At 64.1% G+C, this 16,804-nt stretch carries 18 protein-coding genes and 3 tRNA genes; 14 read left to right on the top strand and 7 right to left on the bottom strand.

The features are described 5' to 3' along the window. Window positions 1–116 precede the first annotated feature (116 nt). From ppnN to AB4Y98_RS02605, 8 genes are all read left to right on the top strand, one after another. Window positions 117–1,505, top strand: a complete 1,389-nt coding sequence (ppnN, locus tag AB4Y98_RS02640; protein WP_223494715.1) for a nucleotide 5'-monophosphate nucleosidase PpnN — start codon at window positions 117–119, stop codon at window positions 1,503–1,505. A 173-nt stretch (window positions 1,506–1,678) separates the two neighbouring features. Continuing rightward, window positions 1,679–2,197 (top strand): GspH/FimT family pseudopilin, encoded by a 519-nt coding sequence (locus AB4Y98_RS02635; protein WP_312786243.1) that lies wholly within the window; start codon window positions 1,679–1,681, stop codon window positions 2,195–2,197. Continuing rightward, the gene (pilV, locus tag AB4Y98_RS02630; protein ID WP_223494716.1) at window positions 2,194–2,664 is read left to right on the top strand and encodes a type IV pilus modification protein PilV; all 471 of its coding nucleotides are present in this window, start codon (window positions 2,194–2,196) and stop codon (window positions 2,662–2,664) included. The genes AB4Y98_RS02635 and pilV overlap by 4 nt, the downstream gene beginning before the upstream one ends. Beyond that, window positions 2,661–3,854: a PilW family protein gene (locus tag AB4Y98_RS02625; RefSeq protein WP_363731033.1), complete on the top strand. Its 1,194-nt coding sequence runs from the start codon at window positions 2,661–2,663 to the stop codon at window positions 3,852–3,854. Before pilV ends, AB4Y98_RS02625 begins: the two co-directional genes overlap by 4 nt. Before the next feature lie 7 nt (window positions 3,855–3,861). Further along, on the top strand, window positions 3,862–4,353 hold the full coding sequence (locus AB4Y98_RS02620) for a pilus assembly PilX family protein (protein WP_312786241.1): 492 nt from the start codon (window positions 3,862–3,864) through the stop codon (window positions 4,351–4,353). After that, window positions 4,350–9,017, top strand: a complete 4,668-nt coding sequence (locus AB4Y98_RS02615) for a pilus assembly protein (protein ID WP_442243716.1) — start codon at window positions 4,350–4,352, stop codon at window positions 9,015–9,017. Before AB4Y98_RS02620 ends, AB4Y98_RS02615 begins: the two co-directional genes overlap by 4 nt. 22 nt (window positions 9,018–9,039) lie before the next feature. Next, window positions 9,040–9,453, top strand: a complete 414-nt coding sequence (locus AB4Y98_RS02610; RefSeq protein WP_223494720.1) for a type IV pilin protein — start codon at window positions 9,040–9,042, stop codon at window positions 9,451–9,453. Window positions 9,454–9,504: 51 nt separating this feature from the next. Further along, window positions 9,505–9,581 (top strand) — tRNA-Asn (locus AB4Y98_RS02605). A gap of 62 nt (window positions 9,582–9,643) precedes the next feature. On the opposite strand, the gene AB4Y98_RS02600 is transcribed toward AB4Y98_RS02605, so the two are convergent. Further along, window positions 9,644–10,114 carry a GspH/FimT family pseudopilin gene (locus AB4Y98_RS02600; protein WP_442243715.1) on the bottom strand — a complete coding sequence of 157 codons (471 nt, stop codon included), beginning with the start codon at window positions 10,112–10,114 and terminating at the stop codon, window positions 9,644–9,646. A 194-nt stretch (window positions 10,115–10,308) separates the two neighbouring features. Between AB4Y98_RS02600 and uvrB the strand changes: the two genes are divergently transcribed. From uvrB to AB4Y98_RS02580, 4 genes are all read left to right on the top strand, one after another. Beyond that, window positions 10,309–12,333: an excinuclease ABC subunit UvrB gene (gene uvrB / locus AB4Y98_RS02595; RefSeq protein ID WP_442243714.1), complete on the top strand. Its 2,025-nt coding sequence runs from the start codon at window positions 10,309–10,311 to the stop codon at window positions 12,331–12,333. 107 nt (window positions 12,334–12,440) lie between these two features. After that, window positions 12,441–12,515: transfer RNA gene (locus AB4Y98_RS02590), tRNA-Val, on the top strand. 97 nt (window positions 12,516–12,612) lie between these two features. Continuing rightward, window positions 12,613–12,687 (top strand) — tRNA-Val (locus AB4Y98_RS02585). Between the two features lie 155 nt (window positions 12,688–12,842). Next, on the top strand, window positions 12,843–13,097 hold the full coding sequence (locus AB4Y98_RS02580; protein ID WP_313248933.1) for a hypothetical protein: 255 nt from the start codon (window positions 12,843–12,845) through the stop codon (window positions 13,095–13,097). A gap of 278 nt (window positions 13,098–13,375) precedes the next feature. Here the strand turns inward: AB4Y98_RS02580 and AB4Y98_RS02575 are convergent, their stop codons facing one another. The 4 genes from AB4Y98_RS02575 to AB4Y98_RS02560 form a co-directional block, all read right to left on the bottom strand. Further along, a complete protein-coding gene (locus AB4Y98_RS02575) occupies window positions 13,376–13,573 on the bottom strand; it encodes a hypothetical protein (RefSeq protein WP_093817838.1) in 198 nt (65 codons plus the stop codon). Window positions 13,574–13,604: 31 nt separating this feature from the next. Further along, the gene (locus AB4Y98_RS02570; protein WP_093817839.1) at window positions 13,605–13,796 is read right to left on the bottom strand and encodes a hypothetical protein; all 192 of its coding nucleotides are present in this window, start codon (window positions 13,794–13,796) and stop codon (window positions 13,605–13,607) included. A 65-nt stretch (window positions 13,797–13,861) separates the two neighbouring features. Beyond that, entirely contained in the window at window positions 13,862–14,056 is a 195-nt protein-coding gene (locus AB4Y98_RS02565; protein ID WP_025875233.1) for a hypothetical protein, read from the bottom strand. A gap of 11 nt (window positions 14,057–14,067) precedes the next feature. Beyond that, a complete protein-coding gene (locus AB4Y98_RS02560) occupies window positions 14,068–14,637 on the bottom strand; it encodes a TlpA family protein disulfide reductase (protein ID WP_442243713.1) in 570 nt (189 codons plus the stop codon). Between the two features lie 107 nt (window positions 14,638–14,744). On the opposite strand from AB4Y98_RS02560, the gene AB4Y98_RS02555 reads away from it, so the two are divergent. Next, window positions 14,745–14,885, top strand: a complete 141-nt coding sequence (locus AB4Y98_RS02555; RefSeq protein WP_165780968.1) for a hypothetical protein — start codon at window positions 14,745–14,747, stop codon at window positions 14,883–14,885. 8 nt (window positions 14,886–14,893) lie between these two features. Here AB4Y98_RS02555 and AB4Y98_RS02550 read toward each other — a convergent pair whose 3' ends face one another. Together AB4Y98_RS02550 and AB4Y98_RS02545 are read right to left on the bottom strand one after the other, a co-directional pair. Further along, window positions 14,894–15,181: a hypothetical protein gene (locus AB4Y98_RS02550; RefSeq protein WP_025875229.1), complete on the bottom strand. Its 288-nt coding sequence runs from the start codon at window positions 15,179–15,181 to the stop codon at window positions 14,894–14,896. A 39-nt stretch (window positions 15,182–15,220) separates the two neighbouring features. Further along, window positions 15,221–15,988, bottom strand: a complete 768-nt coding sequence (locus AB4Y98_RS02545) for a MipA/OmpV family protein (RefSeq protein ID WP_312786234.1) — start codon at window positions 15,986–15,988, stop codon at window positions 15,221–15,223. 144 nt (window positions 15,989–16,132) lie between these two features. Between AB4Y98_RS02545 and AB4Y98_RS02540 the strand changes: the two genes are divergently transcribed. Next, the gene (locus tag AB4Y98_RS02540; protein WP_025875225.1) at window positions 16,133–16,804 is read left to right on the top strand and encodes a response regulator transcription factor; all 672 of its coding nucleotides are present in this window, start codon (window positions 16,133–16,135) and stop codon (window positions 16,802–16,804) included.

Below are 16,804 nucleotides of genomic sequence, written 5' to 3'. Positions count from 1 at the left end.
GTCCCGGAGCGGCGAACGCGGGACGCACCTATCCAACGGTCGGGCTTCCCGGCCGTTTTGCTTTTTAAGGGGGCGGCAGTACAGTCGGACACCTTAAAGGAAGCAGAAAAGTGGATATGACAACGAATGAAAAGGCAGCGCGGACGCTGCCGGTGCAGGACGCGCGGATCTACCCGCGTGGTGGCCTGGATGTGCTGTCGCGGGCCGAGGTTGCGCGCCTGCGCGACGCCTCCAGTGGTGGCATGCACGAGCTGCTGCGCCGCTGCGCGCTGGCCGTGCTGACCAGTGGCAGTGCCTCCGATGATCCGCGCGCCGCGCGCGATCTTTACCCCGATTTTGACATCCAGGTCGCACAGCAGGATCGCGGCGTGCGCATCGACCTGGCTAATGCGCCGGCGATGGCGTTCGTCGATGGCGAGATCATCCGCGGCGTGGCCGAGCTGCTGTTCGCGGTGGTCCGCGATCTGGCCTACATGGCCATCGAGATGGGCCCGGCCTACGCGGCCGAGCTGGAGTCGTCCGAGGGCATCACCAATGCGGTGTTCGGGCTGCTGCGCAATGCGCGCATCCTCAATCCGGGTGATCCGAACCTGGTGGTCTGCTGGGGCGGCCACTCGATCTCGCGCGATGAATACCTGTATACCAAGCAGGTCGGTTACGAGCTGGGCCTGCGCGGCCTGGACATCTGCACCGGCTGCGGCCCGGGCGCGATGAAGGGCCCGATGAAGGGCGCCACGATCGCCCACGCCAAGCAGCGCCGGACCGTGACGCGCTACATCGGCCTGACCGAGCCGGGCATCATCGCCGCCGAGTCGCCGAACCCGATCGTCAACCACCTGGTGATCATGCCGGACATCGAGAAGCGCCTCGAAGCCTTCGTCCGCATCGGCCACGGCATCATCGTGTTCGCCGGCGGCGTGGGTACCGCCGAGGAGATCCTGTACCTGCTCGGCATCCTGCTGCGTGAGGAGAACAAGGACCTGCCGTTCCCGCTGATCCTGACCGGCCCGACCGTGGCCGCGCCGTATTTCGAGCAGATCGACCGCTTCATCCGCCTGACCCTGGGCGACGCTGCGGCCGAGCGCTACGAAATCGTCATTGGCGACCCGGTGGCGGTGGCCAAGAAGATGTCGGCCGGCATCAAGCGCGTGCGTGAACATCGCCTGGCGCAGAAGGATTCGTTCTTCTTCAACTGGTCCATCGAGATTCCGTGGGAGTACCAGCAGCCGTTCGTGCCGACCCACGAAGCGATGGCTGCGCTGGACCTGCATCACGGGCGTGCGCCACACGCGCTGGCGGCCGACCTGCGCCGGGCGTTCTCGGGCATCGTCGCCGGCAATGTGAAGGAAGACGGCATGCGCCGCATCGAGGAGTTCGGGCCGTTCCAGATCCATGGCGACCCCGACATGATGCAGGCCCTGGACGGGCTGCTGCGCGCCTTCGTCGAGCAGCGCCGGATGAAGATCTCCGGCGAGTACCAGCCCTGCTACCAGGTGCTGGCGTAAGCCGGGCGAGGGCGGCTGGGCGGCGCGGCGGGGGGCGTGCCGGATCGGCCGGGGGAGGGCGGGACGTCAAGCCTTTGACGCCCGTCGCCCGGATCTGACCGTTCATCCTGCCGCCGCTTGCTGGCGGCAGGCGGGTGCGCCATCGTGGCCACCAACACGCTGGGGAGCGTCCAATGTCATCGCGCCGGTCCAAGGGCTTCACGCTTGTCGAACTGATGGTCACGATTGCCGTGCTGGCGATCCTGAGCACCATTGCCTATCCCAGCTTTCAGGGCACGATTCGCTCCAACCGGATGGCCACCACCAGCAACGAGTTGATTGCTGCGCTTGCGTTGGCGCGCTCGGAAGCCATTCGCGGTACGCATGGTGGCGGGGTCTGTGCTTCCACGGCGGGCACCAGCTGCGATGGCAAGTCCTGGACGGATGGCTGGATGGTCTGGAACGACGCCAATGGCAATGGCAGCTTCGATACCGGCGAGGCCGTGCTGCGCTATGCAGAGGCCCGGACGAAGATGCAGGGCGTCAGCGACCAGGCCCTTACCATCGCATTCGACCCCCGTGGCCGCAGCCGTGCCGTGACCGCGCAGGACATCACATTGCGTCCGGCCGATTGCGGCAGCCAACCGCTGCAGCGGCGGTTGTCCATCTCGCTTACCGGGCAGACCCGCCTGCAGAAGGAGGCCTGCAAGTGACACGCGCCGCTTACCAACGTCGTCGGTTTTCCGGACGCACGCAACAGGGTTTCACCCTGATCGAAGTGCTGATCGCAATCCTTGTGCTGGGCTTCGGCCTGCTGGGCTTCGCCCTGCTGCAGACGATGAATGTCCGCTACGTGCAGAGTGCGAATTTCCGCACGCAGGCCACCAATCTCAGCTACGAACTGCTGGATCAGATCCGCGCCAACCGTGTTGCCGCGCCGGTGTACGTGGGTGATTACACCGCAACGACCACCAAGTGTGCGCCGCCAACCGGGGCGGCCATCGCCAAGGACACCTACATGACCGACTGGCGCTGCCGCCTGGGTAAATCGCTGGGTGCGGAGAGCAAAGCCTCGGTCACCCGCAATGGCAATCAGTATTCGGTCCAGGTCACGTGGGGCGACGAACGCTGGAAGGCGGATGCGGTCGACACCACCTTCACCGCGAGTACTCGCCTGTGAGCCGCGCCAGCTTCTCTGCCCGGCGCATGCAGGGCCTGTCGCTGATCGAGCTGATGATCTCGCTGGTCATCGGCCTGATCATCCTGTTGGCGGTGGTGCAGGTGTTCTCCGCCTCGCGCACCGCCTATCAGCTGTCCGAAGGTCTTGCCCGCGTGCAGGAAAACAGCCGTTTCGCGATGGATACGCTGCAGCGTGAGATCCGCATGGCTGGACATTTCGGCTGCACCAACGACCAAGCGCACACGCTGGAGTCGTTGTCCACACTGCAGTCCACCCTGGATGGCGCGGCCAACCCTGGCCTCGACTTCATGCGTTCCATCCAAGGCTACGAGGCCACCGGCACCGAGCCTGGCAAGACACTCACGCTGGCAGCGACACCAGCGACGGGGGGAACCGCCTATACCCCGGCATTGCCGACGGCGATCTCCAGCGCGTTGACCAACCGGGTCGACGGCAGCGACATCATTGCGCTGCGCTACCTGATGCCTGACGGCGTTCCGATCACCGCCATCGGCGGCACCATCGAAAAACCGGTGTACACCTTTGAAGCCGCGCGTTGGTCGGTGCTGCGCAGCGGCGTGACCAATCCGGGTCTTTTCGGTGTTGCCGATTGTGGTTCTGCCACGGTCTTCCAGGCCAGTGCAGTCAACGCAACGACTGGCACCATCACCTTCGATACCGTGAAGTTGAACGGCTCGCGCACTTTCAGCAATGGTTACATGCTTGGTCAGGCGATGCTGTATCGCGCTGAAAGCGCCGTCTACTACGTGGGTTACGACGCGACGACCAAGCAGAGCTCGCTGTACCGCGTGCGCTTTGGTGCGGCCCCCAACGGCGATCTGGTTGCGTCCAGCCCGGAAGCGATGGTGGAGGGAGTAGAGAATCTGCAACTGCTTTACGGCCAGGATCGCAGTCTGGGCGCTCGGCCTTCGGGTTACATCGATCGTCAGGGTACGGCGAAGGCCGTGCAGGAATCGCTGCCCAGCGACATCGGCCTGGCCTGGCGACGTGTCGGCGTCGTCCAGGTGGGCCTGCTGGTCTCCAGTCCGGATCCGGCGGCAGCGCGCCAGGCAGACTCCAACGCCTCGCTGGTATCCATGGGGGTGACCTATACCGCCCCTACCGATGGACGCATGCGCGCGGTCTACCAGACCACCGTCGCACTGCGTAACCGCCTGTTCGGCAACTGAGGTCATCATGCGCTCATACCGATTCCGGCCCGTCGCTCCCCGTCGCCAACGCGGCGCGGTGCTCTACGTGGCCCTCATCATGCTCATTCTGTTGGCGTTGATCGGCATCGCGGGCATGCAGGTCACCAGCATGCAGGAGCGCATGGCCTCCAATTACCTGCGTACGAACCTGGCGTTCCAGAACGCTGAGTCGAGTGCACGCCAGGTCGAGACCGGCATCGAAACCGCGCTGGATGGCGCCAACGTCTTCCTCGCTGATCAGGAAGAGTGCAGCCCGACCTACGACCCGTTGACCTGGGCCAACGCGATCACCAAGACCGCGGCCAGCTACACCCGACGCATCGACAAATGCTCTTCGGGCAATACCGGTTCCAGCATCAAGACCGGCAAGCGGGCCAACGAAGAAACCGGAAACACCTACCAGGTCACGGCCCTGGCCAGTGATGCCCCCACCGACGCCTCTGCCAGTGCCGTCATCGACACGGTCTTCATCCCATGAACAACGAACGTCGTTTCCTTCGCCTCCGTCCTGCCGCCTGGCTGCGTGCCGGGGCCGGGGTTGCCGTGTTGGCCGGCCTGGCCGCGCTGATTCTTCCGTTGCAGGCGGCGCTCGGCGACTACGACATCGCCCAGGAGCCGCTGTACACCAAGCAGAGCCAGCCGCCGCTGATGATGATGGTGATGTCGCGCGATGAGCAGCTGTTCAACAAGGCCTACAGCGACTACAGCGACATCGGTGGCGGGCCGGGCGGTGAACCGGATGGCATCCTCGATACCACGTATCTGGATGCATTCGAATACGGTGGCTACTTCGATTCCAAGCTGTGCTATGGCTACGCCAGCGGCGTATTCAAGGCGTCCGCTGCCGCAGGCGGTGCCAACGGCCACAGCTGCAGCAGCGCCTGGTCGGGCAACTTCCTCAACTGGGTGACGATGAGCCGCCTGGACGTGATGCGTGGTGTGCTCTATGGCGGCCAGCGTTCGGAAGATACGAAGGACAAGACCGTCATCGAGCGCGCGCAGATCCCCAGTGATCTACATGCCTGGGTCAAGGTCTACAGCGGCAGCGACATCGGCAGTTTCACGCCACTTTCCGGCACGCAGTCGTTCTGCAATGCGACCATCGCCGCCAATGGTGCGCCGTTGATGCGTGTTGCTTCTGGCAACTGGTCCGAGTGGGCGTCCACTGCATCCTACCAGTGCGGCGTCAATCGCTCCGGCGAGGGCAGCGCGGACACGCCGCGTTCGACAGTTGACTACACCGTGCGTGCGGAAGTCTGCGGCTCGACCAATGCAGCCCTGCGCGAAGGCTACTGTCGCAAGTACAACGATGGCGCCACCGATCGCTACAAGCCGGCTGGCGTGCTGCAGACCTATGGCGAAAGCGGGCGCCTGCGCTTTGGCCTGATCAGTGGCACGTATTCCAGCCCGCGCGATGGCGGCGTCCTGCGTCGCAACATCGGCAAGATCGCCGGCAATGGCACCACGTTCTGTGCCGCCGGCGATGAGATCAACCTGTCTACGGGCCAGTTCTGCAACGCGCTGGCCAGTGCTTCTGAAGGCATCATCAATACCATCTCCAACTTCCGCATTGATCAATGGAACTGGAGCAGCAACTGGAACGACTGCAACACCTACGGCATCCTCAATCGTCAGGACCAGGGAGGCAATGGCAACCTGGCCGACCCGGGTACCAGTGGCCAGAAGTGCAGTGCCTGGGGTAATCCGCTGGCGGAGATGTACGCCGAAGCACTTCGCTACGTGGGGGGCGGCGCCAAGATCTACGGGGACAGTGGCGACCTCAGCGGCCTGCCAACCAGCGTGGCCTGGAAGGATCCCTATCGCCTGCCCGCCGACGGTGGCAACTCCTACTGCGCGACCTGCAGCATCCTGGTCCTGTCTTCGGGCCTGCCCTCGTTCGACAGCGACAACATCGGCTCGGTGACCAATCTGGCCGCCGCCACCACGGCTACCGATGCGATCGGCGCTGCCGAAGGCATCGCCGGCAACACGTACATGATCGGCCGCATCGGCGACACCCCCAAGGGGACTTCGCTGAACACCCATGAAGATATCTGCCAAGGCCGGACCATAACCAGCCTGAGCAAGGCGCGCGGCATATGCCCGGATATCCCGTCGATGGAAGGCAGCTACATGATGGCCGGCCTGGCCAAGGCGGCTGCCGAGACCGATATGCGCCCGGGCGTGCAGAGCAAACCGTCCTCTTACAAGCTGACAGCGACGACTTATACCGTTGCGATGGCCGAAAATCTGCCGCAGTTCGAAATTGCAGTGGGTGGGCGCAAGATCGGCCTGGCCCCGCTTTGCCAAGCCAACGATTCCGGCGGCGCAACGCAGACCACCAAAGGCTGGCGCAGCTGCTTCCTGGGCTCGGTTGGCATCGGCACCAAGGTGGCAAACAGCACGGGCGGTAACCTCGTCTACGGCCGCACCTATCGCTCCGATGCCCAGGCCGGCAGTTTCTCGCTGGTCTGGGAGGATTCGCTGTGGGGCAACGACCATGACAATGACGTCGTGGCAATGTTGAGCTACTGCGTGGGCGCAGCCTGCAACGACACGGGTGCCTTCAACAACATCTGCTGGCGGGCCGATGCGAAAGTGAGCAACAGCGCGGTGGGCAATACCCGGTTGTGCAACTACACCCGCAACAGCAATGATGACTGGATCGGGACAACGTTGGTCAATGACGTCGCCGCTGATGAAGTGCTGATCCGTATCGAAAACCTGTCTGCCTATGCCGGCAACGCGATGCTGACGGGCTATACGATCACCGGTTCCAATGCATCAAACGCCGTGCAGCGCCTCGCGTTGCGCCCGGGTAATTCCAACGGCTCCGTGCTGAGCACCACCAACAACTTCCCCAACAACTGGCAGAAGCCGGTGGTCATCAAGTACAAGGCATCGACCACTGCTGCTGGCCAGCTGGAAAGCCCGCTTTGGTACGCAGCGAAGTACGGTGTCCCTGCGGGTGGCAAGGCGTGGGACAGCAAGAAAAAGGGTGTGCCGGACAACTACTTCCTGGCTCGCAACCCGACCAAGCTGAAGCAGGCGCTGGAAGAAATCTTCGACAGTGCGGCTGAAGGCGATGCGCCGGTCGGTGGCAGCGGCTCGGGCGCGCGCATCAGCACCGGTTCGTTCACGGTAGCGTCCCATTTCCGCGTGCCCTCCGGCAGCAACGACTGGACCGGTGATGTCATCGCCACACGGGTGACCAGTACCGGTGCCGACGGTGCAGAGCTGTGGCGGGCATCGAGCAAGCTCGCTTCATCAACCCGGCGCATCTACATGGCAACGGCGCCCACCTCCACCGATTCGGCCAAGGACACGGTTACCGCTGCGAAGGTGGCAGAGTTCACTTCGGCCAACGTACCCGGTGCCGATGACAACGCAAAGGCTGCGACCCTCGGCCTGGTCACGCGTCCGGACTGGTACACCGGCAAGACCTCGGCCAATTTGGTCAGCTACCTGCGTGGTGCTGCCATCAGTGGTTTCCGCACGCGCACCTCGCCGCTGGGCGATATCGTCAACTCGGGTACCGAGGTCGTTTCCAACCGTGATGACTTCGGTTACGGCTACTGGAGTGTCCAGGCGGCTCCATGGAAGAAGACGCTGGGCGCGGCGTACGCCACGTATCTCAAGGCAAAGCGGGCGAGTAGTGGCCCGCCGACGATGATCTATGTCGGTGCCAACGACGGCATGCTGCATGGTTTCAATGGTTCGGACACTGCCGCAGCCGGGAACGAGGAGCTGGCATTCATTCCGTCGGCGTCGCTACAGCACATCGCTGAACTGGCCAACCCCAAGTACGGTCACCGCTACTACGTGGATGGTCCGCTGACATCGTCGGACGTGTACGACGGCAGCAATTGGCGCACTGTGCTGGTGGGTACCACCGGTGGTGGTGGCTCGTCGGTGGCGCCCAGTGGTGGCAAGGCCAGCAACGGATCGGTGTTCGCGCTGGACGTAGGCAATCCGACCGGCTTCGGTGCCAGCAACGTGCTGTGGGAAGTGTCGGGAAAGACCGAGTCGGATCTGGGCTTCGTACTTGGCAAGCCGGTGGTGGTTCCGGTATCGGGCACCACGGCTGGCGGCCAGCCACGTTTCGTGGCGCTGTTCGGCAACGGCGTCAATTCCACCAGCGGCAAGCCGGTGCTGTTCGTGGTCGACATCGCCACGGGCAAGGTGCTGCGCAGGATCTCCCCGACCGGTGCGGCCTACGCCAACCGCAACGGGCTGATCAACGTGGCCACGGTGGCGCTGAAGAACAACGACGGCATCACTGATACGGTTTACAGCGGCGACATGCAGGGCAACCTTTGGAAGTTCGACCTGTCCGATACCAACCCGGCCAACTGGGGGGTGGCATTGGGAGGGGCGCCTTTGTTCACCGCTGTGCGCAACAGCAAACCGCAGCCGATCATGGGCGGCATCGAAGTCACTCGTGGCCCCAGCGGTGGCGTCAGCCTGTTCTTCGGCACCGGCCAGTACTTCGCCGCCGATGACAACGCGGTCAGCAGTTCCTCGCCGGTGCAGAGCCTGTACGGTGTGTGGGACAACCTGCAGACGGCGGCTGGCGGGCGCGCCAACCTGGTGCAGCAGAACATCATCACCACTACGGCCACCGATGGCTACTCGGCGCGTGCCGTCAGCAGCACCAGTTTCGTGTACGGCGCTGTTCGCGGCTGGTATGTGGATCTGGTGGTGAACAGCAGCATCGAAGGTGAGCGCTTCGTGGGCAACCCGAACGTACAGGGCGGCACGGTGTACTTCACCACTTATGTTCCAGGTACCGCCATCTGCGGCAGCGGGGGCGGTGTGAACTGGATGTACGGCCTGAACCTGTTGTCCGGCGGTGGGTCAATGAGTGGGTTGAGCTCGACCATCGGCGGCACCTCGATCTGTACCGGCGACTGTGCGGCCGTGGCCCTGACCAAGGGCGGAGATCTGGGGCAGGGACCTCCGGTGACAGGTACCAACATGTTCGTGCCCAAGCTGGAGCCGTGCGACCCTGCTACCTCCAGCTGTACGGTCGACAAGCTGCTGGAAGCCGAGGCCTGCACGTTCGTACTGCGCAGCCCGGGCGCCGATCCGCTGTACAAGCCGCGTGCGTGTGGTCGCCAGTCGTGGCGGCAGATCCGTTGATGATGCAGTTCGAGGACATTGAATGAACGCCTTTACCCTCCGCCGCAACGCCCGCGGATTCACCCTGATCGAGCTGATGATCACGGTCGCCGTGATCGCGATCCTCGCCGCCGTCGCCATTCCGTCCTACAGCGAGCACGTACGCAAATCCCGGCGTGCACAGGCGAAGGCCGATCTGGTGGAGCTGGCACAGCAGCTGGAGCGCTTCCATACCGTGCAGAACACGTACAGCGGGATGACTCTGCCGTTCACCGTCTCGCCCCGGGAGGGCAAGTCGTACTACACGTTGTCGTTGTCCGGTGCGGCGACGTCATCGGCGTTCACGCTGCAAGCGGTGCCGGGGACTGGCCAGGACAAGGACAAGTGCGGCACCCTGACCCTGGACCAGGCGGGGCGCAAGACGCCCACCGAGGCCAAGGTGGCGGGTTGCTGGTAAGAGACGAAGGTGTTGCAAGCCTCGCAATGAGCGTCTAGAATGCGCCTCCCCGCCCGAATAGCTCAGCCGGTTAGAGCACTTGACTGTTAATCAGGGGGTCGTTGGTTCGAGTCCAACTTCGGGCGCCAGATTCGAAAAAGCCGCGAGAAATCGCGGTTTTTTTCGTTCTTCGATCCGCCATCGGCCGCATTCAGCAAGGTTTTTCAGTTCGTGGCCGTTCGCTGCGTACGCGTCCGCCGACGTTGATGATCACCCTGCTGTGTTCTTTGCCGTTCACGCAGAGCAGCAGCGACTGATTGGTGCCGGCGTTGCGGCCATCCGGCAGGAACTGCACATGTCGCCGATGTTGGCTGGATTCCATCCGCACAGGCGGCGGTATGCGATCCCGCACATGGATGACGGCGGCGGCAGTCGCGGCTGCCCATGGCGAGGGTTCCGTCCGTACCAGCCACCCTTGGCTCCATGCGTTGCTGCAGTTGACACCATCGGCCGACCCGCAGACCGTCACTCTTCGGCGCTGGGTGATGGCTGTATTGCGCGCCAGTACCAGGCTGCTGGTCAGTTCGGCACGCAGTGATTCCGCTTGCAGGTGGCGGAGCGTGCGCTGCCAGGGTCCCCAGGCCAGGGCCAGGAGCACCGACAGCACCATCAGTACGCTCACCAGTTCCAGCAGGTGAAGGCCGCGTGCCAACCGAGCAGGGTGGGGGAGGTGTGTGGCCGCAGTCATGGCTACAGGTTGGCTGCAGGTCTTGACTGCCACCATCAGCCAGACCCCCATCTTTGAGGCAGGCTTCCCCTCAGCCGACCGTCACCGGACGCCCCGTATACTCACCTTCCCCGAGACCTGGCAACACCATGAGCGACAGTTTTCAACTTGTCTCGCCGTATTCGCCGGCGGGAGACCAGCCCAACGCCATCGCCAAGCTGACCAGCAATTTCGAAGCCGGCGTCGCCAAGCAGACCCTGCTGGGCGTGACCGGCTCGGGCAAGACCTACACCATTGCCAACGTCATCCAGCAGATCCAGAAGCCGACGCTGATCATGGCGCCGAACAAGACCCTGGCGGCGCAGTTGTATGGCGAGTTCAAGGCGTTCTTCCCGCACAACGCGGTGGAGTATTTCGTCAGCTATTACGACTACTACCAGCCGGAAGCCTACGTGCCGTCGTCGGACACCTTCATCGAGAAGGACAGTTCGATCAACGAGCACATCGAGCAGATGCGGCTGGCGGCAACCAAGACCCTGCTGTCGCGACCGGATGCGATCGTGGTGGCGACCGTGTCGGCCATCTACGGCCTGGGTGCGCCGGAAGACTACCTGTCGCTGCGCCTGATCCTGTCCAAGGGCGAGCGCATCGACCAGCGCGACCTGATCAATCACCTGACCCAGCTGCAGTACACGCGCAACGAATACGAGCTGCAGCGCGGTACCTTCCGCGTGCGCGGTGAAGTGATCGACGTGTTCCCGGCGGAGTCGGACAGTGAGGCCCTGCGCATCGAACTGTTCGATGGCGAGGTGGAAAAGATCACGATGTTCGATCCGCTCACCGGCGAGACCATGCGCAACCTCATGCGCTTCACCGTGTACCCGAAGACCCACTACGCGACTACGCGTGAACGGGTGCTGGCGGCGGTGGAGACCATCAAGGTCGAGCTGAAGGAGCGGTTGGAGCAGCTGTACGCGCAGAACAAGCTGGTCGAGGCGCAGCGCCTGGCCCAGCGCACCCAGTTCGACCTCGAAATGATGGCCGAAGTCGGTTTCTGCAACGGCATCGAGAACTACTCGCGGCATTTGACCGGCAAGAACGCGGGCGAGCCGCCGCCGACCCTGTTCGATTACCTGCCGGCTGATGCGCTGCTGGTGATCGACGAATCGCACGTGACCATTCCGCAGATCGGTGCCATGTTCAAGGGTGACCGGTCGCGCAAGGAAACCCTGGTCGAGTTCGGCTTCCGCCTGCCGTCGGCGCTGGACAACCGTCCGCTGCGCTTCGAGGAGTGGGAGGCGCGCTGCCCGCGCAGCATCTATGTGTCGGCGACACCGGGTCCGTATGAATTCCGCGAGGCCGGAGAGGACATGGCCGAGCTGGTCGTGCGCCCGACCGGGCTGATCGACCCCGTGGTGGAGATCCGCCCGGTCGGCACCCAGGTCGATGACCTGATGAGCGAGGCCAACGAGCGGATCAAGGCCGGTGACCGCGTGCTGGTCACCACCCTGACCAAGCGCATGGCCGAAAACCTCACCGAGTACCTGACCGAGCACAGCATCCGCGTGCGCTACCTTCACTCGGACATCGATACCGTCGAACGCGTGGAGATCATCCGCGACCTGCGTCTGGGCAAGTTCGATGTGCTGGTCGGCATCAACCTGCTGCGCGAGGGCCTGGACATGCCGGAGGTCTCGTTGGTGGCGATTCTGGATGCGGACAAGGAGGGCTTCCTGCGCTCGACCGGTTCGTTGATCCAGACCATCGGCCGTGCGGCCCGCAACGTGCGCGGCAAGGCGATCCTGTACGCGGACAGGATCACCCGTTCGATGCAGGCGGCAATTGACGAGACCGACCGTCGTCGCGCCAAACAGGTCGAGTACAACAAGGAACACGGCATCATTCCGCGCTCGGTCCTGCGGCCGATTGTCGATGTGCTGGAGGGCGCACGTTCGGATGCCGCTGAGAAGGAGGCCCGCAAGGGCAAGGGCAAAGGCCGTTCCGGCGTGGCCGAGGATGCGGCCGACTACCGGTCGCTCAGTCCGGCGCAGTTGGCCGCTCGCCTCAAGGCGCTGGAGCAGCGGATGTACCAGCATGCCAAGGACCTGGAATTCGAAGATGCCGCCCGGGTCCGCGACCAGATCAGGCAGCTGAAGGAAGCCAGCCTGGGCTGAACGCGGTAAAACGGCTTTTCTTCACAAAAGTATTGCGCTTGCCGGTCGCCATCCGTAATATACGCGGCCTGCACCGACGCAATCGCGGCGCTGCAGAAGCAACAAACGGGCGGTTAGCTCAGCGGTAGAGCACTACCTTGACATGGTAGGGGTCACAGGTTCGAACCCTGTACCGCCCACCACGGAGTCCCCCAGGGGGCTGTCGTGAGGATCAAAAGCCCGGCCCTGGCGCCGGGTTTTTACGTAGAAGCACCAGCCTGCGGGCTGTACGGAATTTTTGGGCGGTTAGCTCAGCGGTAGAGCACTACCTTGACATGGTAGGGGTCACAGGTTCGAACCCTGTACCGCCCACCACCGATCCCCGGCATGGCCGGAGCAGCGGTGGACACGATGAAAGCCGGCCCCGGGCCGGTTTTTTTGTGCCTGCGATTCGCCGTCGTTCCAGCCTGGCCGGCTCGCTGCCAGCGTCAACCGCGTTGCTCGACACTGGCGCTGCGCTGCAGCTGCCAATGACCATCTACGCGCTGCCACAGTTGCATGAGGCCCCGGCTATGCACTTGCCCGCGCTGTCCCCCAGGCGCTTCACGCTGCACGCGACCATGGGCCACCTGAAGCACGCGATCCGCACTCAGGCGCAGGATCTGTACGCTCTGGCGCTCCGTCTGCCCGCGCGTGGCGGGCTCGCGAGCGGCGCGTTGGGCATCGGCCTGCAGGATCTGCAAGCGCAGCGAATCGTGTCCGGCGCCGGCGTCGCGGTTGCATAGACCGGCCATCAACAGCAGCAAGGCAAGCATCGGCATGGCACGGTGCTCCGGAGAAGGGAGTCCAGCGTTGCACCGTGGCCTGCGCTGTGAAATCGGCATGCGACGAAGACCGGAAAAGCGCGTGCCAAGTGCCGTCTGCAAGGATGAATCCGGGCCGCAAAAAAAAGGGCCGCCCAATCGGACGGCCTGTTGCAACGCCCAGTGCAGACGGGGCGCGTCATCCATGCAGGAACTGTGGCCGGGAAGCCGAAGTCAGGTCCTGCGCTGGATGGGGTGGATCAGGGAACCTGGCAGCAGACGCGTCCGCCGCTCCAGCGGCCGTTGCCGCCGTAAGGACAGCCCGGCGTGTACTCACAGCCCGGTGCGAACCCGGCCTTGGCCGGGGTGGTCGCGAAGGCCTGCGCGGCGCCGAATGACATGGCGGCCACGACAACGATGCCGGCAATGGACGAGAACAGCTTCTTCTTTCCGATCATCTGTATCTCCTTTGCAGAGCTTCGAGGCGGGTTACATGGGATCGCAGCAGGCCAGCAGGCCGTGGGAGCCTGCGTTGCCATAGGGGCAGCTCGGATGTTCCTTGCAGCCCGGCGCGAAGCCGGTCTTCACCGGAGTGGCGAAGGCCTGCGCGGCACCGAATGACATGGCGGCCACCACGACGAGGCCGGCAATGGACGAGAACAGCTTCTTCTTTCCGATCATGTGTATCTCCTTGGAATGGCGATGGAACATGAAGTCACCGCGTGCGGGGCGGTGTCGAAGCGGGATCAGTTGGCGACGCAGCAGATGCGCGTGCCGCCGGCGCGGCCATTGCCGCCGAACATGCATCCGGGGGTATCCACGCACCCTGGGGCGAAGCCGGTCTTCACCGGTGTGGCGAAGGCCTGTGCGGCACCGAATGACATTGCAGCAACGATGACGATACCGGCGACGGACGAGAACAGCGTTTTCTTCCCGATCATGTGTATCTCCTTCAGTTGGTGTGGCTTCCCGGATTCATTGCCTTGGCGACGGCCTGTACCGTCTCTGTGTCGAGCTGGCCGACATGCTTGTAGGCGACGCTGCCATCTGCGGCGAGCACCATCAGCATCGGTGTCAGCGTGGCGCGATAGCGTTTGGAGACTTCGCCCTGATCGTCGACGGCGATAGGGAACGCCAGCGCGTGCTTGCCGGCGTACTCGGCAAGCTGGTCATACGGTGGCAGGCCGACGCCCACAAGTTCGGCGCTGCCGCGTGCAGCCGCGATCTGCTGCAGCTGTGGCACCGAGGCCAGGCAGTAGCGGCAGGCAGTAGAGAAGAAGTAGAGGATCTGCGGAACGGCGCGTGCGCCGCCGATATTGACATGGGCCTGCTGCGTCGTCCGCAGCGTCAACAGTTCAGGTCGGGTGCCGGTTGCAAGGCCATGCGCATCCAGCTGGGTCTGCTGCAGCTGTGCCGCCATTTGTTCATTGACCTGCCGCAACTGGCGGTTCTGCCAGGAAAGCATGATGACCAGTGCGGCCAGCAGCAGGGCGACTACGGGAAACAGTGCACGCTTGAGCATCGATCATCCTTGAACGCCGCGTTGCATTGACCATACCGGAAACAGCAGCAGGAATGTCAAGCTTTTGTATCATCGGTGACGCAGTTCCCAAACCACAGGACACAACCATGAGTGACCATGCTCCCGTTTCCCGGCCGAACCCGATCATCGACCTGCTGTTCGGTGGCAACATGCTGGAAGGCACGTTCAAGGCCGTGGTGTGGGTAGCGTTGCTGTCCGCGGTTCTGGCCTGGACAACCTTCCGCTGACGGAATGCTCAGGCGGCGGTGAAGGCCTGCCGCAGGCTGCGCAGCGTTGCCTGCCGATACTCGGCTGCACACGGCTCACCCATCTCCAGTTCCTGCAGGCGCAGACCGACCAAGGTCATCGACAGCGCATATCCGCGCGCAGCATCGGCAGCGCGTGACAGGCCAAGTGCACGTCGGGTCAAAGCGTCCACATGATCCATGTCCGGCAGCAGGCCCAGGTAGGCGCGCTCGGCGCTGTCCAGATCCGGCGCGCGCAGGATCGCGTTGGCATCGGCGGTGGGGGTGACGGCGGCCATGCGGGATCCTTGTTGTCCGTGCGGCGGATGCAGGTTCGGTCAGAACGCGCGCATCAGTGAGATGAAAGCGGATGTCTGGCTGCTGCGCCGTGCCATCGGGCTGTCCTCGACGGCATCACCGAACCACTGGTTGGCGACGACGCCGGTAGCGCGCCATTTCGTACCCAGCGGCGTGCTGACCGCGATCTGCAGGCTCGGCGAGGTGGCACTGCCGGGCTTGTAGGCCGCCAGCCCGGAGCGCAGCGCTTCCTCGTCGCTGATCCCGTAGTAGTAGTCGAGCAGGCGGGCGCTGGAATGCACCACGCCCACGCGCGGCACCCAGGTGAAGCGACCGGCCTGGATCGGATAGCTGTAATGCAGGCTTGATTCAATACCGCCGCCATGCCCGCTCACTTCGCGCTTCACGCTGGCCGCCACCGCGCCCCAGTCGGCGCTGTAGTCGGCATTGATGCCGACCATCGCCGACATCTGCCGGCTGTGCAGGCGGCGCAGCTGCGGATCGTTCACGTCGTCGGTCTTGAAGCGCAACGTGTAGGGCGTCGCCACCGCCGACAGGCGCAGGCCGTCGGCCTTGTAGAGGTTCATGCCAAGCGAACCGGGGCTGGCGAAGAAGCGCTTGCCCTGCCAGGACAGCGCCGGCAGCACCAGCGGCTTGTCGTCATAGTGTGCGTAGGCGCCAGTGGTCGCGCCGAAGGTGATGCCGGCCTGTACCCCCGGAGCCTGTTCCTGCGCGGTGGCCAGCAGCGGCGTGGAGAGAGCGACGGTGCACAGCAGGGGGCGCAGCAGGGCGGGGGACAGTGAGGTCATCGAAGTAGTGCGTTGCAGGGATGGCGATGCATGCTGCGCGCGCAACATTGTCGGAACATTGCGCAGGCGCAATCTGCTGGCATCGCCGCCACCTGCACGCCGAAGGCACTATGATCGGCACCGTTTCCGGTTGCCGAGCCCCTGATGCGTATTCTCCTGGTCGAAGATGACCCCGATCTCTCGCGAGCCCTGCAGTCCGGGCTTGAGCGCCAGGGTGTGGTCGCCGACGTGGTCGGCAGCCTGGCCGAGGCTGCGCTCGCCCTGCGTGAGCCGGTGCATCAGCTGATGCTGCTCGATCGGCAGCTGCCGGATGGTGATGGCGTGGGCTTCGTGGCGACTGCCCGTGCCCTGCGGCCGAACCTGGCGGTGATCATGCTCACCGCCAAGGGGGGCCTGTCAGACAAGGTGGAGGGGCTGGATGTCGGTGCCGATGACTACCTGGTCAAGCCGGTGGCGATCGAAGAGCTGATGGCGCGCATCCGCGCCGTATCGCGTCGACCGTCGGCAATGGTGACCCCCCGGTTGCGGCTGGGCCGGCTGGAGTTTGATTTCGAATCGCTGCAGGCACAGGTGGATGGCCAGCCGGTCGCACTGCCGCGGCGGCAGGTGCTGGTGCTGCAGGCCTTGGCGATGCGGCAGGGGCGCACGGTCACCCGCAGCGCGCTGGAAGCGGCGGTGTACGGATTCGATGATGAGATCCAGTCCAATGCGCTCGACGCGCATATTTCAAAGCTGCGCAAGGCGCTGCAGCAGGCTGGGGCAGGCGTGGAGATCCACGTGATCCGTGGCGTCGGTTACCTGTTGGCGGAGGCTTGA

Origin of the sequence: Stenotrophomonas sp. 2YAF26, from assembly GCF_052114625.1 — a bacterium.
Classification (GTDB): Bacteria; Pseudomonadota; Gammaproteobacteria; order Xanthomonadales; family Xanthomonadaceae; genus Stenotrophomonas; species Stenotrophomonas indicatrix.
This window is presented reverse-complemented; position numbering and strand designations above follow the sequence as displayed.

Bases quoted from the DNA above. Each gene is read 5' to 3' on its own strand.
- AB4Y98_RS02575 (WP_093817838.1), bottom strand. From the start codon at position 13,573: ATGATCGGAAAGAAGAAGCTGTTCTCGTCCATTGCCGGCATCGTTGTC.
- AB4Y98_RS02620 (WP_312786241.1), top strand. From the start codon at position 3,862: ATGCGCTCATACCGATTCCGGCCCGTCGCTCCCCGTCGCCAACGCGGC.
- AB4Y98_RS02555 (WP_165780968.1), top strand. From the start codon at position 14,745: ATGAGTGACCATGCTCCCGTTTCCCGGCCGAACCCGATCATCGACCTG.
- AB4Y98_RS02560 (WP_442243713.1), bottom strand. From the start codon at position 14,637: ATGCTCAAGCGTGCACTGTTTCCCGTAGTCGCCCTGCTGCTGGCCGCA.
- uvrB (WP_442243714.1), top strand. From the start codon at position 10,309: ATGAGCGACAGTTTTCAACTTGTCTCGCCGTATTCGCCGGCGGGAGAC.
- AB4Y98_RS02610 (WP_223494720.1), top strand. From the start codon at position 9,040: ATGAACGCCTTTACCCTCCGCCGCAACGCCCGCGGATTCACCCTGATC.
- AB4Y98_RS02565 (WP_025875233.1), bottom strand. From the start codon at position 14,056: ATGATCGGGAAGAAAACGCTGTTCTCGTCCGTCGCCGGTATCGTCATC.
- AB4Y98_RS02635 (WP_312786243.1), top strand. From the start codon at position 1,679: ATGTCATCGCGCCGGTCCAAGGGCTTCACGCTTGTCGAACTGATGGTC.
- ppnN (WP_223494715.1), top strand. From the start codon at position 117: ATGACAACGAATGAAAAGGCAGCGCGGACGCTGCCGGTGCAGGACGCG.
- AB4Y98_RS02580 (WP_313248933.1), top strand. From the start codon at position 12,843: ATGACCATCTACGCGCTGCCACAGTTGCATGAGGCCCCGGCTATGCAC.
- AB4Y98_RS02550 (WP_025875229.1), bottom strand. From the start codon at position 15,181: ATGGCCGCCGTCACCCCCACCGCCGATGCCAACGCGATCCTGCGCGCG.
- AB4Y98_RS02570 (WP_093817839.1), bottom strand. From the start codon at position 13,796: ATGATCGGAAAGAAGAAGCTGTTCTCGTCCATTGCCGGCCTCGTCGTG.
- AB4Y98_RS02545 (WP_312786234.1), bottom strand. From the start codon at position 15,988: ATGACCTCACTGTCCCCCGCCCTGCTGCGCCCCCTGCTGTGCACCGTC.
- AB4Y98_RS02540 (WP_025875225.1), top strand. From the start codon at position 16,133: ATGCGTATTCTCCTGGTCGAAGATGACCCCGATCTCTCGCGAGCCCTG.
- AB4Y98_RS02615 (WP_442243716.1), top strand. From the start codon at position 4,350: ATGAACAACGAACGTCGTTTCCTTCGCCTCCGTCCTGCCGCCTGGCTG.